At 60.6% G+C, this 17,460-nt stretch carries 18 protein-coding genes and 1 pseudogene; 13 read left to right on the top strand and 6 right to left on the bottom strand.

What is annotated here, in order from left to right; translation table 11 throughout:
• Positions 1–98 precede the first annotated feature (98 nt).
• The 4 genes from prc to AB5Y98_RS18765 form a co-directional block, all read right to left on the bottom strand.
• Positions 99–2,114: a carboxy terminal-processing peptidase gene (gene prc, locus AB5Y98_RS18780; protein WP_337076047.1), complete on the bottom strand. Its 2,016-nt coding sequence runs from the start codon at positions 2,112–2,114 to the stop codon at positions 99–101.
• Positions 2,115–2,122: 8 nt separating this feature from the next.
• Positions 2,123–2,761, bottom strand: coding sequence for an RNA chaperone ProQ (gene proQ / locus AB5Y98_RS18775; RefSeq protein ID WP_005300795.1), 639 nt, complete (start codon positions 2,759–2,761; stop codon positions 2,123–2,125).
• A gap of 101 nt (positions 2,762–2,862) precedes the next feature.
• A complete protein-coding gene (locus AB5Y98_RS18770) occupies positions 2,863–3,321 on the bottom strand; it encodes a GAF domain-containing protein (protein ID WP_005300791.1) in 459 nt (152 codons plus the stop codon).
• 109 nt (positions 3,322–3,430) lie between these two features.
• Positions 3,431–3,889 carry a hypothetical protein gene (locus AB5Y98_RS18765; RefSeq protein WP_368232492.1) on the bottom strand — a complete coding sequence of 153 codons (459 nt, stop codon included), beginning with the start codon at positions 3,887–3,889 and terminating at the stop codon, positions 3,431–3,433.
• A gap of 283 nt (positions 3,890–4,172) precedes the next feature.
• On the opposite strand from AB5Y98_RS18765, the gene ccoN reads away from it, so the two are divergent.
• The 11 genes from ccoN (at position 4,173) to ttcA (ending at position 14,370) form a co-directional block, all read left to right on the top strand.
• Positions 4,173–5,597, top strand: a complete 1,425-nt coding sequence (gene ccoN, locus AB5Y98_RS18760; protein WP_005300785.1) for a cytochrome-c oxidase, cbb3-type subunit I — start codon at positions 4,173–4,175, stop codon at positions 5,595–5,597.
• Between the two features lie 16 nt (positions 5,598–5,613).
• A complete protein-coding gene (ccoO, locus tag AB5Y98_RS18755) occupies positions 5,614–6,228 on the top strand; it encodes a cytochrome-c oxidase, cbb3-type subunit II (RefSeq protein ID WP_005300783.1) in 615 nt (204 codons plus the stop codon).
• 12 nt (positions 6,229–6,240) lie between these two features.
• Positions 6,241–6,420: a cbb3-type cytochrome oxidase subunit 3 gene (locus AB5Y98_RS18750; protein ID WP_368232490.1), complete on the top strand. Its 180-nt coding sequence runs from the start codon at positions 6,241–6,243 to the stop codon at positions 6,418–6,420.
• Positions 6,420–7,409 (top strand): cytochrome-c oxidase, cbb3-type subunit III, encoded by a 990-nt coding sequence (ccoP, locus tag AB5Y98_RS18745; protein WP_005300777.1) that lies wholly within the window; start codon positions 6,420–6,422, stop codon positions 7,407–7,409. Before AB5Y98_RS18750 ends, ccoP begins: the two co-directional genes overlap by 1 nt.
• Positions 7,410–7,527: 118 nt before the next feature.
• On the top strand, positions 7,528–8,016 hold the full coding sequence (locus AB5Y98_RS18740; RefSeq protein WP_010634020.1) for a FixH family protein: 489 nt from the start codon (positions 7,528–7,530) through the stop codon (positions 8,014–8,016).
• Between the two features lie 92 nt (positions 8,017–8,108).
• Positions 8,109–10,508: a heavy metal translocating P-type ATPase gene (locus AB5Y98_RS18735; protein ID WP_368232488.1), complete on the top strand. Its 2,400-nt coding sequence runs from the start codon at positions 8,109–8,111 to the stop codon at positions 10,506–10,508.
• Positions 10,509–10,629: 121 nt separating this feature from the next.
• Positions 10,630–10,821 (top strand): cbb3-type cytochrome oxidase assembly protein CcoS, encoded by a 192-nt coding sequence (ccoS, locus tag AB5Y98_RS18730; protein ID WP_005300771.1) that lies wholly within the window; start codon positions 10,630–10,632, stop codon positions 10,819–10,821.
• Positions 10,805–11,491, top strand: coding sequence for a sulfite exporter TauE/SafE family protein (locus tag AB5Y98_RS18725; protein ID WP_017788046.1), 687 nt, complete (start codon positions 10,805–10,807; stop codon positions 11,489–11,491). The genes ccoS and AB5Y98_RS18725 overlap by 17 nt, the downstream gene beginning before the upstream one ends.
• Before the next feature lie 68 nt (positions 11,492–11,559).
• On the top strand, positions 11,560–12,315 hold the full coding sequence (locus AB5Y98_RS18720) for an FNR family transcription factor (protein WP_005300768.1): 756 nt from the start codon (positions 11,560–11,562) through the stop codon (positions 12,313–12,315).
• Positions 12,316–12,449: 134 nt separating this feature from the next.
• Positions 12,450–13,394 carry a universal stress protein UspE gene (gene uspE / locus AB5Y98_RS18715; protein ID WP_017764530.1) on the top strand — a complete coding sequence of 315 codons (945 nt, stop codon included), beginning with the start codon at positions 12,450–12,452 and terminating at the stop codon, positions 13,392–13,394.
• A gap of 67 nt (positions 13,395–13,461) precedes the next feature.
• Positions 13,462–14,370, top strand: a complete 909-nt coding sequence (gene ttcA / locus AB5Y98_RS18710) for a tRNA 2-thiocytidine(32) synthetase TtcA (protein WP_005300763.1) — start codon at positions 13,462–13,464, stop codon at positions 14,368–14,370.
• A gap of 83 nt (positions 14,371–14,453) precedes the next feature.
• Here the strand turns inward: ttcA and AB5Y98_RS18705 are convergent, their stop codons facing one another.
• Together AB5Y98_RS18705 and AB5Y98_RS18700 are read right to left on the bottom strand one after the other, a co-directional pair.
• Entirely contained in the window at positions 14,454–15,131 is a 678-nt protein-coding gene (locus AB5Y98_RS18705; RefSeq protein ID WP_206867037.1) for a DUF2987 domain-containing protein, read from the bottom strand.
• Positions 15,132–15,202: 71 nt separating this feature from the next.
• On the bottom strand, positions 15,203–15,940 hold the full coding sequence (locus AB5Y98_RS18700; protein WP_026141063.1) for a hypothetical protein: 738 nt from the start codon (positions 15,938–15,940) through the stop codon (positions 15,203–15,205).
• 268 nt (positions 15,941–16,208) lie between these two features.
• Between AB5Y98_RS18700 and AB5Y98_RS18695 the strand changes: the two are divergent.
• A pseudogene (locus AB5Y98_RS18695) lies at positions 16,209–16,827 on the top strand (glutathione S-transferase family protein).
• A gap of 205 nt (positions 16,828–17,032) precedes the next feature.
• On the top strand, positions 17,033–17,452 hold the full coding sequence (rbsD, locus tag AB5Y98_RS18690) for a D-ribose pyranase (protein ID WP_279450813.1): 420 nt from the start codon (positions 17,033–17,035) through the stop codon (positions 17,450–17,452).
• Positions 17,453–17,460: the final 8 nt, after the last annotated feature.

Genomic DNA, 17,460 nt, shown 5'->3' with positions numbered 1-17,460 from the left:
GAGGCTGTCATAACCGGTTGGCAGGGTCAAATAGTTTGCATTCAGGCAAAGGAAAGGGCGACCGAAGTCGCCCTTGTTGATTAATTGGCTGTCCCTGTTCAGCCGCGTTTGCTGAGCTTGGCCAGATCCGCCGTGATGTTGGCAGCCTCGACCAGATACTCGTCGGGAGCCTCAAAATCGGCAGGCAGATCGTCCAGGCTCTTCACCGTCGGCTTGCCCAGGCGAGTCAGGCGTTCGTTGGCGCGCTTGAGCGCCTTCTCGTCCTGCTTGGCCTGATCCGCCAGACGCTCCGCCTCGTTCAAGGAGACCGACTTCTTGTCTTTCTCCTCCTTGTACTCGGCGATGTCCTGCATCACGTAGGCAAACTCCGGATCCTTGTTGATCCGCGTCTCGTGGGCCGCCTGCAGCTTGGGCAGCAAGCTGGCAAAGTTGCCAAGCTTGTCGTACTTGGCCGACGCTATCTTGTCCCACGGCAGGGCGTTGAATTCGCGGCTCTCGCCCGTCTCTTCCGGTGCCACCGCGGTGGGGAAGCTGATGTCCGGGGCGACACCCTTGTTCTGGGTGCTGCCACCGTTGATCCGGTAGAACTTGGCGATGGTGTACTGCACGTGACCGAGCGGCTGCTCGTAGAAGTCATAGACCTTGGCGAGGCTGCGATGCTGCTGCACCGTGCCCTTGCCGAACGAGTTCTCGCCGAGGATCAGGGCACGGCCGTAATCCTGCATGGCGGCGGCGAAGATCTCGGAGGCCGAGGCGCTGTAGCGGTCGATCATCACCGACATGGGGCCACCGTAGTAGACGTTGCCGTCGTCATCACCGTTGACGGTGATGCGGCCCATGTGATCCCGGATCTGCACCACTGGGCCGCTCGCGAAGAACAAGCCGCTCAGGGCAGAGGCCTCGGTCAGCGCACCGCCGCCGTTGCCGCGCAGATCGACGATCAGACCCTCGATCTTCTGCTTGTTGAGGCTGGAGAGCTCCTTGATCACGTCGTCGTGCAGGTTGACGTAGAAGCTCGGGATCTCGAGCACGCCGATCTTCTTGCCCTCGGCGGTGATCACCTTGGACTTGGCGGCCCTGTCTTCCAGACGTACCTTGTCACGTACCAGCTCTATCTGCTCGGTCTTGGCGCTGGCGCCCTTGCCGCGCTGGATCTCCAGCTTCACCTTGCTGCCCTTGGGCCCCTTGATGAGCTCAACCACGTCATCGAGACGCCAGCCGATCACGTCGACAATCTTGCCGTCGTCCTGCCCTACCCCGACGATCTTGTCGTCCGGTTTAAGGTGGTTGGACTTGGCGGCCGGGCCACCGGGCACCAGAGAGCGAATGACGGTGAAGTCATCTTCGGCCTGCAGCACGGCCCCAATCCCCTCCAGCGAGAGGTTCATCTCGGTGTTGAAACGATCGGCGCTGCGCGGAGACAGATAGCTGGTGTGCGGCTCGATGGCGCGAGCGAAGGAGTTCATGAAGAGCTGGAATACATCCTCGCTCTCGGTCTGGGACATCCGCTTGATGGCGTTGTTGTAACGCTTGCCGAGCAGCTCCTTGATCTCGGGCCACTCCTTGCCGCTGAGCTTGAGGCTCAGGGCATCGAACTTGACCCGCTGGCGCCACAACTCGTTGAGTTCGGCCTCGTCTTTCGGCCAGGCCGCCCCTTCCCGATCAAACACGTAGTTGTCGGGCTGGGTAAAATCGAAAGGAGTATCGAGCAGTTTGAGGGCGTATTCGAACCGCTCATAACGCCGCTGCTGACTCAGGTTGAACATCTCGTAGGCCGGCGCCAGCCGCCCTCTTTCGAGGTCGGTGTCAAAGCCGGTACGGTACTTTTCAAAACGGCTGATGTCAGAGGCCAGAAACAGGTTGCGGCTGTAATCCAGATTCTCCAGATACTTGTCAAAGATCACGGAGGAAAAGGCATCGTCCAGCTTGAACTGCTTGTAATGCGAGCGGGTAAACAGATTGGCAATTCGCTTGCTAGCCGTAGCATGTTGGCTCTCCTGAGCCAACACAGGCAAATCACTTTCCTTGAGCACCGGCTCGATGGCCTGTGCAAGCCCGGCAAGCGCCAGGCTACAGGCAACGAGGGAAAAACGAATTACGCCATGCTTCAACATTTGTCTCCTTAGAGAACCAGGTGCTCGAATTTGACCCGCAGCATCATGCCGGTCTGCAATTGAACCTGAACGTCATCCTTGGTCACTTCCTTGATGGTGGCCGGTACCGGCGACTTGCCCAGCACCACGCGCACACCCTGCTCTACTTTCAGGGTAGCGGCATCCACCTTGACCAACGGGGCCTCGTCGGCAACCGGAGCAGCCTTGGGAGCGGCTTTCGGCTTGCTGGACTTGGCGGCGGCATCGGCCTTGCGCGGGGCTGGACGACGCGGCTGCTTGGCCTTCTCTTCTTTATTGTTGGTACGACGGCTGGCAAAGACGCGCTCTTTGCTCTCCTTCAGGGCTTGCTTGGCGTGCTCGATGTGCTCTTCGGTGAGCAGCTCGCCCGGGTTGCCGTCCAGATCGACACGGGCCTGGCCGGCCTTGAGGCCATGCAGGTAACGCCAGCTGGAGGTGTATTGACGCAGAGCGGAGCGCAGCATGGTCTTGGAGACTCTGGCGTCGTCAGCAAGACGCTCGGCCAAATCCTGGAAGATGCCAATCTTGAGCGGCTTGGCCTCTCCTTCAGCAATGAAGCAGGCCGGGAATTTCTCGACCAGGTAGGCAACGATCTCTTTACTGTTCTTCAGCTTCTCAGTGTTTTCCATGTATAACCTTGGCTTTCATATAAACGCGCGGGCACGCCCGAGCACAACAAAGGCCCCATTATAGAGAGCTTGGGGCCTTTTGCGAACCATCAAGCAATGACTTAGAGCATGCTTTCCAAAATTTGCACCGTTTCTTCGAGGCCAATCCGGTCCTGCTCGTCAAAGCGGTTAAAGATTGGACTATCGATATCCAGTACGCCAATGATCTCGCCACGCCGGCGCAGCGGGATCACGATTTCGGCATTGCTGGCACCGTCGCAGGCGATATGCCCCTCAAACTGGTGCACGTCGTCGATGAGCTGGGTCTTGCCCTCGGCCACCGCCGTGCCGCATACCCCGCGCCCGACCGGAATGCGTACGCAGGCCGGCTTGCCCTGGAACGGGCCGAGCACCAGGGTCTCCCCCTGCAACAGGTAAAAGCCGACCCAGTTGATGTCGGTCAGCTCCTGATTGAGCAGGGCGGACAGGTTGGCCAGGTTGGCGATGAGATCCGGCTCTCCCTCCAGCAATGCCTGGGCCTGCTGGTTGAGCGTGCGATAAAATGCTTGTTTTTCAATCATGATTAAATGAACTTCACTCCCTGACAATCAGTGCAAGGTAACGCCCTGCCTGAAAAATTCAAATCAATTTTCACCTTGCCCCCTCCTTTTGCACCTCAGGAAGAGGCCCTCAGCGAGCGACGGAGAGCGCCAGTTGCTGGCGCTGGCCATTGCTCCACTCGATATTGAGCAGCCAGACCATCATCGGCGAGGTGCAGGATCCCACCAGGGTCGTCCCTTGCCAGCCCTGGGCTATGGCCTCAAAAGTGACCGGAATGGTCCCCATGAACATGTCCCGCCCCTCCAGCCACGCCTTCACCGGCGTGACGGCCGGATCGCCGCCCTGAAGCTGTATCACGAAGTCACGTTCGGCCTGGACCGGCAGCGAGGCGATGCGGGCGGTCAGCGGCTTATTCCCCACCTGCAGGGGGCATGAGCTGTGGGACAGATCACAAATCTGATCTTTTTCCGAGCTAGCCATCGCCGTCTGCGCGCCATCGAACCAGGTTCGATAGGCAACCAAACCGAGCAAAATAGTCAACACGATCGCCAAATGGATAATTTTGCGTGAAGTGAGTCTCTCTTTCATGAAAAAACAACCTTGTAAGATGTCTGAAAAATGACATTTTCGTGATCTCGCGCAAGGTAAATAATTGAACAGGCGAGACCCAACGGAGCCAAATATATCACTGTTTATACTGTTATTTTACCTGTCAGTTCAGTATCATTCCCATTGAATTTTCATTTAGCTACTTTTTGCTTTTCCTTTTATTAACAGTTGTTAACAAGAGAAAAGGCAGTAGCCAATGAAGTCGGTCCACCTCACTGGACACAAAATCAAACAACAGCAGCATCGGAAGCGGAATACAACGATGAGCCATACAACTAACCATCCTGAGTACAACTACACCGTTGTTCGCCAGTTCACCGTCATGACGATTGTCTGGGGAATTGTCGGCATGTCGGTTGGCGTACTGATTGCAGCCCAGTTGATCTGGCCTGCCCTCAACTTTGATACTCCCTGGCTGACTTACAGTCGCCTTCGCCCTCTGCACACCAACGCGGTCATCTTCGCATTTGGCTGTAGCGCCCTGATGGCGACCTCCTTCTATGTGGTGCAACGCACCTGTCAAACCCGACTGTTTGGTGGCCCGCTGGCGACCTTCGTGTTCTGGGGCTGGCAGGCCATCATCCTTTCTGCCGCCATTTCGCTGCCGCTGGGATACACCACCTCCAAGGAGTACGCAGAGCTGGAATGGCCGATTGATATCGCCATCACCATCGTCTGGGTCGCCTATGCCGTGGTCTTCTTCGGCACCCTGGTCAAGCGCACCACCTCCCACATCTATGTGGCGAACTGGTTCTTCGGTGCCTTCATCATCACGGTGGCCGTGCTGCACATCGTCAACAACATGGAAGTGCCGCTTTCCGGCATGAAGTCCTACTCCATGTACTCCGGCGCCATGGATGCCATGGTGCAGTGGTGGTATGGCCACAACGCGGTAGGCTTCCTGCTGACTGCCGGCTTCCTCGGCATGATGTACTACTTCGTACCGAAACAGGCGGGTCGTCCGGTCTACTCCTACCGTCTCTCCATCGTTCACTTCTGGGCGCTGATCTCCCTCTACATCTGGGCCGGTCCGCACCACCTGCACTATACCGCCCTGCCTGACTGGGCACAGTCCCTCGGCATGGTGATGTCCCTGATCCTGTTCGTGCCCTCCTGGGGCGGCATGATCAACGGCATCATGACCCTCTCCGGTGCCTGGCACAAACTGCGTTACGACCCCATCCTGCGCTTCCTGATCGTGTCCCTGTCGTTCTACGGCATGTCCACCTTCGAAGGCCCGATGATGGCGATCAAGACCGTCAACGCCCTCTCCCACTACACCGACTGGACAATCGGTCACGTCCACTCCGGCGCACTGGGCTGGGTTGCCATGGTATCTATCGGTGCCGTGTACCACCTGATCCCGAACCTGTTCGGCCAGGGCCGCATGTACAGCATCAAGCTCATCAACGTCCACTTCTGGCTGGCGACCGTGGGTACCGTGCTCTACATCGTCGCCATGTGGATTTCCGGTGTGATGCAGGGTCTGATGTGGCGTGCGGTCAACGACGACGGCACCCTGACCTACAGCTTCGTAGAAGCGCTGCAGGCCTCTTATCCCTTCTACTTCGTGCGCTTCCTGGGTGGCTGCTTCTTTGTCACCGGCATGTTGCTGATGGCCTACAACGCCTATCGCACCATCACTGCGCCCAAAGGTTCCCTGGAACCTGTCGCACAGCCAGCATGATTGAAGAGGTCAAAGCATGAGCAACAATAACCGTCACGAGATCTTTGAAAAGAGCGTTCCCATGCTGGTGGTCGGCATCATATTTGCCATCAGCCTGGGGGGCCTGGTGGAAATCACCCCGCTGTTCTTCCAGAAGCAGACCACTGAGCCGGTCGAGGGCCTCAAGCCCTACACCGCCCTGCAGATGGAAGGGCGCGACATCTTCATCCGCGAAGGCTGCACCGTCTGCCACAGCCAGATGATCCGTCCGTTCCGCGCCGAAACCGAGCGTTACGGCCACTACTCGGTCGCCGGTGAGAGCGTCTGGGAGCACCCCTTCCTGTGGGGCTCCAAGCGTACCGGTCCGGATCTGGCCCGGGTTGGCGGTCGTTATTCCGACGACTGGCACCGTGCCCACCTGATCAACCCGCGCGACGTGGTGCCCGAGTCCAACATGCCCGCCTTCCCCTGGCTCGACACCAACGTGTTGACCGGTGAGCTGACCGGCAAGAAGCTGGCCCTGTTCCGCGATCACTTCGGCGTACCCTACACGGATGCCGACATTCAGGGGGCCGGTGAGGCCGTGAAGGGCAAGACCGAGCTGGATGCGCTGGTAGCCTATCTGCAATCACTGGGCCATGCCCTGAAATAAAGGAGTCAGGATATGGATTACGGCACTTTTCGCGGCCTGTATACCCTGCTGTTGATGGCCATCATGGTCGGCATCATCGTCTGGGCCTACAGCAAGCGCCGCAAGACCTCCTTCGACGAGGCTGCCAATCTGGTTTTTGCCGACGACGAGCAACCCAGTGCTGATAACAAGAACGCAGGAGCGAAACAATAATGAGCACTTTGTTTAGCATTTTTGTGACCGTCATCAGTCTGGGGACCATCCTCGGCTGCTTCTTGCTGCTGGTATGGTGCCTGCGCGACAAGATGGGGGTGGAAGAAGGCAAGTCCATGGGACACGCTTTCGACGGTATCGAAGAGATCAACAACCCGCTGCCGAAGTGGTGGACCTACATGTTCCTCTTCTTCATCGTCACCGGTCTGGTCTATCTGATTGCCTTCCCGGGCCTTGGCAACTTCAAGGGCGTGCTGGGCTGGCAGAGCTCCAACCAGGACGTACGCTCGCTGGCCGAATCCAAGGCGGCGGCGGCTTCCGCCAAGGCTGAAGGCCGTGCGGTGGAGTACGATCGCGAGCTCGTCAAGGCCGACGAGATCTACGGCGCCAAGTTCCGCGAGCTGGCCTATCAGGCCGATGGCAAGACCTATCGCGCCATCGAGGAGATCGCCGCCGATCCGGAAGCCCGCAAGGTGGGTCAGCGTCTGTTCCTGCAGAACTGTTCTCAATGCCACGGCTCCGATGCCCGCGGCGGTCGCGGTTTCCCGAACCTGACCGACAGCGAATGGCAATGGGGCGGCGCGCCCGACCAGATCAAGACCACCATCATGGGCGGTCGTCAGGGCGTGATGGCCGCCTGGGGCGAGATCCTCGGCAAGGACGGGGTCCGCGAAGTGGCCTCCTACGTGCTGAGCCTCTCCGGTCGCAAGGTGGACATGGTGGAAGCCAAGAAGGGTGAAGCGCGCTTCACCATCTGCGCCGCCTGTCACGGTCCGGACGCCAAGGGCGGCATCGCCTTCGGGGCACCGGATCTCACCAACAACACTTGGCTCTATGGCGGTTCCCGTCAGGTGGTCGAGCAGACCATCACCCACGGTCGTCACGGCGTGATGCCGGCCTGGAAAGATATTCTGGGTGAAGACAAGGTGCACCTGCTCGCCTCCTACGTTTACAGCTTGTCCCACAACGACCAGCAAAATAAGCAGTAACATGTGATAAACACGTGATTACTCAGCAAAAAGCCTCGACTCTTCGAGGCTTTTTGTTATCTTGTGTTGACTGAAATTCCTCTGTTTCGTTAACCACTGGTTTCACGGTAGTAGCACTATGTCCCAACCCTGGTATCGCCAATTCTGGCCCTGGTTCATCATCGCCCTCCCGACCGCCGCCGTGATCGGCAGCATCAGTACGGCGATCATCGCCAGCAAGGATGGCGTCAATCTGGTGGCCGAAGACTATTACAAGCAAGGCAAAGAGATTAATCAGGATCTCAGCAAGTTTGATCGCGCCGACGCCCTCAACATCCACATCGCGCTGGAGGTCAACGGCAACGAGCTGACCCTCAAGCCGCTGTCGGGGGATATCCCGGCCGGCCAGGCGCTCTACCTCTCCCTGTTTCACCCCACCCTCGCCGGCATGGACAGCGAGCACATGGTGACCGCCGACGGCAACGGCGTCTATCGCCTGCTGCTCGACAAGCCCCTCACCGGCAAGTGGCATGTGCGGGTGGATGCCTTCAACCACGAATGGCGGCTGCAAGAGACTGTCCAGCTCCCCACCAAGGCCCCCGTCGAACTCGATCCCAAAGGACGCTGAGTCATGAGCCGTCCTGTTCACCATGACACGCCGGCAGCAACCGGCGCTTCACTGTTTCTGCCGACAGGCCGGGTAGCCTGCGGCCAGCTGTCATGAGCGGCTGCTTTCACTGTGGTGAGCCGGTCCCCGCCGGCAGCCGCTATGCCCTCGAGATAAAAGGCATAGTCCAACCCATGTGCTGCCCCGGTTGTCAGGCGGTAGCGGAAACCATTCTCGAATGCGGCCTGGCCAGCTACTATGAGCACCGCACCGCTCCCGGCACCAAGGGCGAGCTGGTGCCCGCAGAGCTCGCCGCCCTCACCCACTATGATCTGGCCGAAGTACAGCAGGATTTTGTCACCGACAGCGCCACCGGTAGTCACAAGGTGCGCGAGATCCAGCTGACGGTGGAAGGCTTGACCTGCGCCGCCTGTGCCTGGCTCATCGAACGCCATCTGGGCAACCTGACCGGGCTGCACTACATCAACGTCAACACCACCACCCACAGAGCCCGCATCAAGTGGGATCCGGACCGGCTCTCGTTGAGCGACATCCTCAAAGGCTTTGCCAAGATTGGCTATCGCGCCTACCCCTTCCAGACTCACCAGCAGGAAGCGCTCTACGCCAAAGAGGTGCGCAGCTACATGTTCCGGCTGGCACTGGCGGGGCTCGGCTCCATGCAGGTGATGATGTGTGCGGTGGCGCTCTACATGGATCTCTTCATCAGTGTCGAAGAGGAGTTCATGGTCTACTTCAAGTGGATAAGTCTGCTGCTCTCCACCCCCATCATGATCTACTCGGCCCAGCCCTTCTACGTGGGCGCCTGGCGCAGCCTCAAGCAGGGACACCTCTCTATGGACGTGTCGGTGTCGCTGGCACTGATCGGCGCCTTCGTCGCCTCCATGTGGGCCACCGTGTTCAACACCGGCGAGGTCTATTACGACTCCATCACCATGTTCGTCTTCTTCCTGCTGCTGGGGCGCTTCCTCGAGCTGCGGGCCAGACGCAAGGCCTCCGAGTCGAGCTCCAACCTGGCGCGGCTGGTGCCCATCATGGCCACCCGGCTCGATGAGGATGGCGAACACGAGGTGGCGGCCAAGACGCTGCAGGTTGGCGATCGGGTGCGAGTGCTGGCGGGGGCCACCCTGCCGGCGGACGGCATCATCCTGCTTGGGCAGGCCAGTCTCAACGAATCTATGCTGACCGGCGAACAGCTGCCACTGCTCAAGCAGGCGGGAGATGCCGTCTACGCCGGCACCATCAACACCGACGCCCCATTGGAGATCCGGGTCAGTCATCGTATCGAAGAGTCGCGCCTGGCCCAGATCATGCGGCTGCAGGATCATGCGCTGGACGACAAACCGGCCATCGCCCAGATGGCGGATGTGCTCTCCCGCCATTTCATTCTGGTGCTGCTGTTCATCGCCGCCGGGGTATGGACCTTCTGGCACTTCCATCAGCCGGAGCAGGCCTTCTGGGTCACTTTGGCGGTGCTGGTGGCGACCTGCCCCTGCGCCCTGTCGCTGGCCACTCCCACCGCGCTCACCTCGGCCACCGCCCGCCTGACCCGGGCCGGCATCCTGCTGCGCCGCGGCCACGTGCTGGACGTGCTGACCCGGGCCAACCGCATCGTGATGGACAAGACAGGCACCCTGACCACGGGCAACATCAGCCTGACCAGCACGGAGGCCCTGGGCAATTTCGACGAGGCGCGCAGCCTTGCCATCGCCCGTGCCCTGGAGGCCTATTCCGAACACCCCATCGCCCGCGCCTTTCGCAGCAACGCCGCAGACGACGCCGTGCTGCTGGCGGCCAGCAAGGTGACCCCCGTCATCGGACACGGTATCGAAGGGGTGATCGAGGGACGTCACTATCGGCTCGGCAGTGCCCGCTGGCTCGGCATCAGCGATGCCCACGAAGCGCAAGCGGACGGGCTGGTCATCTATCTGGCCGACGAGGATCAGGCGCTCGCCCGCTTCCTGCTGACCGACACCCTGCGCCCGGATACGAAGGCGCTGATCCAGGCCTTCAAGGCGGCCGGTCTCAAGACCACCATCCTCACCGGCGACAGCTCGGCCCAGGCCGACGAGGTAGCCCGCGAGCTGGGGGTCGACGAGCTGGTCAAGGGCGTCACCCCGGATGGCAAGCTGGCCTACCTCAAGGAGCACGAAGCCCGCGGCGACATCAGCATCATGGTGGGAGATGGCATCAACGACGCCCCTGTGTTGGCCGGCGCTCATGCCTCCTTCGCCATGGCTGGCGGCACCGATCTGGCCAAGAACAGCGCCGACGCCATCTTGCTGGCCGACGATCTCTCCCGCCTGCTGGATGCCCGCGCCCTGGCGCTGCGCACCCGCAAGATCATCAAGGAGAACTTCGCCTGGTCCATCGGTTACAACCTGCTGGTGCTGCCGCTGGCGGCCAGCGGCTGGCTGCCCCCCTACGTGGCGGCGGCGGGCATGTCGCTGAGCTCCCTCATCGTGGTCACCAACTCCATGCGGCTCAACCGCTGAGCCGTGACCACAGGGACAGACAGGGTGAAGGGAGCGAACCTTGCTCCCTTCACCATCAAATCGACGGGCCTGCGGCCACCAACAGGTGTACCATGACCCCTCTTATTGCAAGGTTTGCTGCATGAACATCATCTTCGTCCTCATCCCCATCGCCATCCTCTTCGTCATCATCGCCGGCGCCGTCTTCTTCTGGGCCATTCGCTCCGAGCAGTTTGAAGATCTCGACCGCCAGGGTTCCAATATCCTGTTCGATGAAGAACAACCCGCCCCCAAACACGCCGAGCACGAGCACAAAGATGACGGCCACCCTTGATCTGTTGGGCGCCCTGCTGGTGGGACTGGCTGGCGCCGGCCACTGCATCGGCATGTGCGGCGGCGTCTCCGCCGCCCTCTCCATGGCCATTCCTGCCGAGAAGCAACACTTCTGGGGCCGGCTCGGTTACCTGCTCAACTACAACCTCGGCCGGATCCTCAGCTATGTGATCGCCGGCGCCCTGGTCGGGGGCTTGCTCGCCACCACCAGCGAGCTCGGCGCGGGCAAGCACGCCATCGCCGGCCTGCGGCTGGTAGCGGCCTTCCTGATGATTGCCCTCGGGCTCTATCTCGCTGGCTGGTGGCAGGGGGTGTTGCTGCTCGAGCGCATTGGCGCCAGGTTGTGGCCCCGCCTCAAGCCGCTGGCGGGCAAGTTCATCCCCTTCACTTCGGCCTGGCAGGCACTGCCGTTTGGCATGGTATGGGGCTGGCTCCCCTGCGGGCTGGTCTACTCCATGCTGACCTGGAGCGCGGCGGCGGGATCGGCCGCTGGCGGCGCACTGATCATGCTCTTTTTCGGCCTCGGCACCCTGCCGACCCTGTTTGCGCTGGGAGGGCTGGCGGATCGACTGCGCTACTGGCTGACCCTGCGCAGTTTGCGCCTTGGCGGGGCCCTGCTGCTCATCGCATACGGGCTGCATACCCTCTGGATCGGGATTGCATCCTTTTGAAACCCTATCCAAAACGGATGAGTTGATGGTAAACTTGTTTGATATAAATCAATTATTCGTATGAGCCTATGATCCCGGAAAAGAAACCTGGCAGACGTATTCAGAGCGGTGGCTGTGCAATTCATTGCCAGGATTGCAGCATCAGCCAGCTCTGCATTCCCTTCACTCTGAACGACAACGAGCTCGATCAGCTGGACAGCATCATCGAGCGCAAGAAGCCGATCCAGAAGGGTGAAGAGTTGTTCAAGGCCGGCGACGAACTCAAATCGCTCTATGCCATCCGTTCCGGGACCATCAAGTCATACACCATCACCGAACAGGGTGACGAGCAGATCACCGCCTTCCACCTGGCTGGCGATCTGGTCGGCTTTGACGCCATCCACAAGCAGGCGCACCCCTCCTTCGCCCAGGCGCTGGAAACCGCCATGGTGTGCGAGATCCCGTTCGACGTGCTTGACGATCTCTCCGGCAAGATGCCCAAGCTGCGTCAGCAGATCATGCGGCTGATGAGCAACGAGATCATGGGCGACCAGGAAATGATCCTGCTGCTCTCCAAGAAGAATGCCGAAGAGCGCCTCGCCGCCTTCCTGCACAACCTGTCAGTGCGCTTCTCCGAGCGTGGTTTCTCCGCCAAGGAGTTCCGCCTCTCCATGACCCGCGGCGACATCGGCAACTACCTCGGCCTCACCGTCGAGACCATCAGCCGTCTGCTGGGCCGCTTCCAGAAGTCCGGCCTCATCAGCGTCAAGGGCAAATACATTACCGTGCTGGATCACGTCGCCCTCGGCGTCATGGCCGGTGCAACCCGTCCCCCCTGCGGTTAAGCCTCCTCTCTCTGGTGCCGGATCGGTTTACCCCGAAATTTGATCCGGCACACGTCCCCCCTTCTCCTCCTGAGCTAAGCTGTAATGGCTAAAGGTCTGCCATCATTGGTATTTTTGCCAAGGAGGAGGAGAATATGGTCAAGTACCGAAAAATCCTGGTGGTCATCAACCCGGAAGAAGAGCGGCAAATCGCCCTCGAACGTGCGGTCAAGGTCGCCGAGCTGGATGAAGGGGCGCAGCTGACCCTGTTACTCACCATTTACGACTTCTCGTATGAAATGACCGCCATGCTGTCGGTGGACGAGCGGGAAGAGATGCGCCACGGAGTCATTTCCCAGCGCCGTGAGTGGCTCGACGACATACTCAAACCCTACCGTGCCCGTGGGCTGGACTGCGAGATCAAGGTGGTCTGGCACAACCGTCCCTTCGAATGCATCATTCAGGAAGTGCTGGAGCAGCGCCACGATCTGGTGGTCAAGGCCACTCACCACCACTCCTTCCTGCAAACCTTCATCTTCACCCCCACCGACTGGCACCTGCTGCGCAAGTGCCCCTGCCCCGTGCTGCTGGTGAAAGAGGGGCATTGGCAGCGGGGTGGCAACATCATCGCCGCCATCAATTGCTCCAGCGACGATCAGGATCAGAAACTGCTCAACGAGCGGATCACCGAAGAGGGGATCGCCATCGCCGAACTGCTCGGCTCCAACCTCTATCTGGTCAACACCTACCCGGGTACCCCGGTCAACGTGGCCATCGAGCTGCCGGAGTTTGATCCCAACGCCTACAACGACGCCATTCGCAAACACCACGAGAGCCTGCTGCTGAGCCACGCCGACAAATACGGCATCGGCCATCTCTGGACCCGGGTGGCGGAAGGCCTGCCCGAAGAGGTGCTGCCCGATCTCGCCGGCGAGCTGCAGGCCACCCTGATGATCATGGGGTGCGTCGGTCGCACCGGGCTCTCCGCCGCCCTGCTTGGCAACACCGCCGAACATGTGGTGGATCGCCTCGCCTGCGACATGCTGATCCTCAAGCCCGCCGACTACAGCTGCCCGGTCGATAGCCGCCGTCCAGCATAAGCCTTTCTTGCCCTCCCCCGGGACATGGCTATAATAAGCCGCTTATTTTTGTCCCGGGTTTCAGGTCATGCTAGAAGAGCTTAACGCCAAAGAAAAATACAGTTTCAACAAACTGCAGAAGCGCCTGCGGCGCAACGTAGGTCAGGCCATCGCCGACTTCAACATGATTGAAGAGGGTGACAAGGTCATGGTGTGCCTGTCCGGCGGCAAGGACAGCTTCGCCATGCTCGACATCCTGATGAGCCTGAAGGCCAGCGCCCCCATCCACTTCGATCTGGTGGCGGTCAACCTGGATCAGAAGCAGCCCGGTTTCCCCGAGCACGTGCTGCCCGAATACCTGAGCACCCTTGGCATCGACTTCAAGATCGTCGAAGAGGATACCTACGCCATCGTCAAGGAGAAGGTACCGGAGGGCAAGACCACCTGTGCCCTCTGCTCCCGCCTGCGCCGCGGCATTCTCTACCGCACCGCCCAGGAGCTGGGTTGCACCAAGATTGCCCTTGGCCACCACCGCGATGACATCCTCGAGACCCTGTTCCTCAACATGTTCTACGGTGGCAAGCTCAAGTCCATGCCGCCCAAACTGGTGAGCGACGATGGCAAGAACGTGGTGATCCGCCCGCTCGCCTACTGCAAGGAGAAGGACCTGGTGCGCTATGCCGAGGTCAAGGCCTTCCCCATCATCCCGTGCAACCTGTGCGGCTCCCAGGAGAACCTGCAGCGTCAGGCCATCAAGCAGATGATGCAGGAGTGGGATCGCCGCTTCCCGGGTCGTCTCGAGACCATGTTCACCGCCATTCAGGACGTGATCCCGAGCCACCTGCTCGATCACAAGCTGTTTGACTTCAAGAGCATCAACCGCGACTCCGGCATCATCGACGGCGGCGACAAGGCGTTTGATCCGCCCGAGCTGCCCAAGGCACCGCTGCTGGACATCGACGAGATGGACATGCTGGATGTGATTGAGGTGCGCTAAGCCCTCACCATCACTAATGAAAAAAGGAGCGCCAAGCGCTCCTTTTTTATTTTTATGCCGGCAAGCAAGCGGCCCGGGACCCATCAGCCCTTGTGCAGCCAGGGGGTCAGTCGCAGGATCTCTCCCTGCAACTGCAGCTTGCCCTCGGCAAACTCCGCCAGCTGGGCGTTGCTCAGCAGCAGTTGTCCCTCCTGCCAGGGCAGCGGCAGCTGGCGGGCACCATCGATGAGGTAGGCGGTGCCGCTTGGCTGCACCAGGCTGACCCTCACCCCCGTCATCTCGGGCAGGAAATACTTGCCGACCATGCCGGCCAGCTTCTCCAGCAGGCTCTGCATGTCGTGCTGACGGCCCGTCAGCTCGCTCACCTTGAGCTCCCACTGGCTGTCTGCCGGCGGCGGCACATCGGCCATCACCTGCACCGACAGATCGCAGGCTGCATGAGGCTCGGTGAGCCCCACTACCACGCTTGCCTTGTCGAGATTCAGGTCGTCGTCATAGGGCAATCGCAATTCGCTGTCAATGGTCACCTCGACCGCCACGTCCCGATCCAGGGTCGAGACCCGGGCCGAGGTGAGCTGGCAGCGCCGGCCATTTTGTTGATCGGTCAGATAAAAACCCAGCCTGGCGTGGCCGAACTCCCCCTTGGCGAAGGTCTTCATCTGGCTGTAGAAGGTGCCGTACTGCAGCTCAAGGGAGGGCTGCGCCACTGCCAGCATGGGGGCCAGCAACAGCGCGGCCGCCATCCCGTATCGATTGTTCATATGCCATCCTTTTGCATCACGCATCTGCACGCGCCGCTATCTGTTGCTGTTGTCTGACGCCTGCATGCCCGTCAGGCGTTGAAATGATCGGGGCCCTGGCTCACCTCGGTCACTTCGACCGCCACCCCGCACAGATCCCGGTAGAGGATCCCCTTGCAGTTGAAATAGAGCGGTGCCACCCAGATAAGCCCCAGCCCCATGGGGATCAGCGCCAGGAAGAAGAGCGCCATCATGACCCCGTGCAGCAGCACTATGCTGGGCCAGCCGCGGGCAAACAGCTTGAGGGAGACCAGGATGGCCTGCGCCGGCGACAGGCCGCGCTCCAGCACCAGCGGCACGGTAAACACCAGCCCCATGCCGATCAGGGCCGACGGAATGAAGGCCAGCATCACCGGCAGCCCCACCAGCTCGAACAGCGGGCCGAACAGGCTGGTGATGAGGCTGCCGAGCAGGCTCAGGCTGCCAAGACGCAGGAAGTGGCGAAAGAAGTCGAACACCTGGCTCGGCCGGGCACGCACCCCCACCGACTGTTGCAACCCCAGCATGTCGAGGGAAGAGGTCATCGGCGACATGATGACGGTGATGAGCAGGCTCAGCACCAGGGCCACGTCCATTCCCCCTTCCTGATTGACATAGGGGGCGAGCAGGGTGTTGCTCAACAGTATCCAGATGGCCGTTACCCCGACGATGGCCAGCAGCAGGCCGAACCCGGTGCGCCGCGTCTGTTGCCAGCTCTCCTGCAATACCCCCTTGAGGTCGAGACGATATCCCTGGCTCAGGGACTGTTCGAGGGAACCACCTATCCGCATTTTGTTACTCAATTGACTATCCAACATCCGAAAAACTGCTATTCAGGGAGCACATTATAGCGATTTGACCCGGCATGCGTAGCCGTTTTTCCCGCGTGGCTGCGCTCAAAAAGCCTTTGATTTCATCAGCCCTCCTTGTCCTGGCCGGGATCCCGCCCTTGGCCGACGGCAACCAGGGGCGTAGGATGCCAGGCGACAGTGCGGATTTTTTTGCGCGCCCCTCCCCACCCGGGATCACAGGGGACACGCGCTTCACAAGGAGATGTTCATGTCTGATTTGACCCTCTATCTCGCGCCCGGCACCTGCGCCATGGCCGTGCGTATCGCCCTCACCGAAGCCGGTGCCCCTCACGTTGTCAAACGGCTGGATCTGGCGGCCGGCGAGCAGCGCTCTGCCGCCTATCTGGCCATCAACCCCAAGGGACGGGTCCCGGCTCTTGTCACCGAACACGGTGTGCTCACCGAAACCCCGGCCTTGCTGCTCTATGTGGCGCAGCGTTTTCCCCATGCCGGGCTCGCGCCGCTGGACGACCCCTTTCTGCTGGCCAGGATGCAGGAGGTGCACGGCTTTCTCGCCGCCACCGTGCACGTCGCCCATGCCCACGGCCGCCGGGCCAGCCGCTGGGCCGATGACCCGCAGGCCATCGCCGCCATGCAGGCCAAGGTGCCGCACAACATGCGCGAGGGCTTTGCCGAGATAGAGCGCCACTATCTGGCCGGCCCCTGGGTGCTGGGGGAGCGGTTCAGCCTGGCCGACATCTACCTGTTCGTGGTGGCGAGCTGGCTCGAGGGCGACGGGGTGGCCATCAGCGGACTTTCCCAAGGTTGCGGATCACTATCGGCGCATGCTGGCACGCCCCGGCGTGCAGCAAGGGCTAGCCCTTTAATCCTCTCGTTGCGGGTGCCAGTGCTCTTCTGGCACCTGTTTTTCCCCGCTTCCCCCTCGCCATTGAGATCGTTTTCACATTTCTGCCATCTCTTGGTGGATCAAAACCGCCTGAGCGCCTATCTTCCACTTCATGACGCAACCGGTTGCGTAACCGGTTGCCTAGCTAACATCAGATACGCGGGCATAGCCTGCCGAGGTGCTGTATGAAACGAGGCGTACTGCTCAATGCTCCCCTGAGTGCCCTGGTGGCACAGATGGGCCACACCGACGAGATCACCGTCTGCGATGCGGGCCTGCCCATTCCGGCGGGCCCCGAGCGCATCGATTTGGCGTTGATGGCGGGGACGCCGAGCCTTGGCACCGTGCTGACCGCCCTGCTCACCGACCTGGTGGTGGAGAAGGTGATCATGGCGAGCGAGATCAAACAGATCAGCCCCGCCGCCCATCAGGCGCTGGTGGATCAGCTGGAGGCGCACGCCGCTGCCCAAGGCAAGCCCATCACCATCGAATACTGCCTGCACGAAGCGTTCAAGGCTCGCTCCCACCAAAGCAAGGCCATCGTGCGCAGCGGCGAGGTGACCCCCTACGCCAACCTCATTCTCTGCGCCGGCGTGGCGTTTTAAGCCTTTTC

It is taken from the genome of Aeromonas sp. s3 (genome assembly GCF_040907805.1).
GTDB classification, from domain to species: Bacteria; Pseudomonadota; Gammaproteobacteria; order Enterobacterales; family Aeromonadaceae; genus Aeromonas; species Aeromonas dhakensis.
This window is presented reverse-complemented; position numbering and strand designations above follow the sequence as displayed.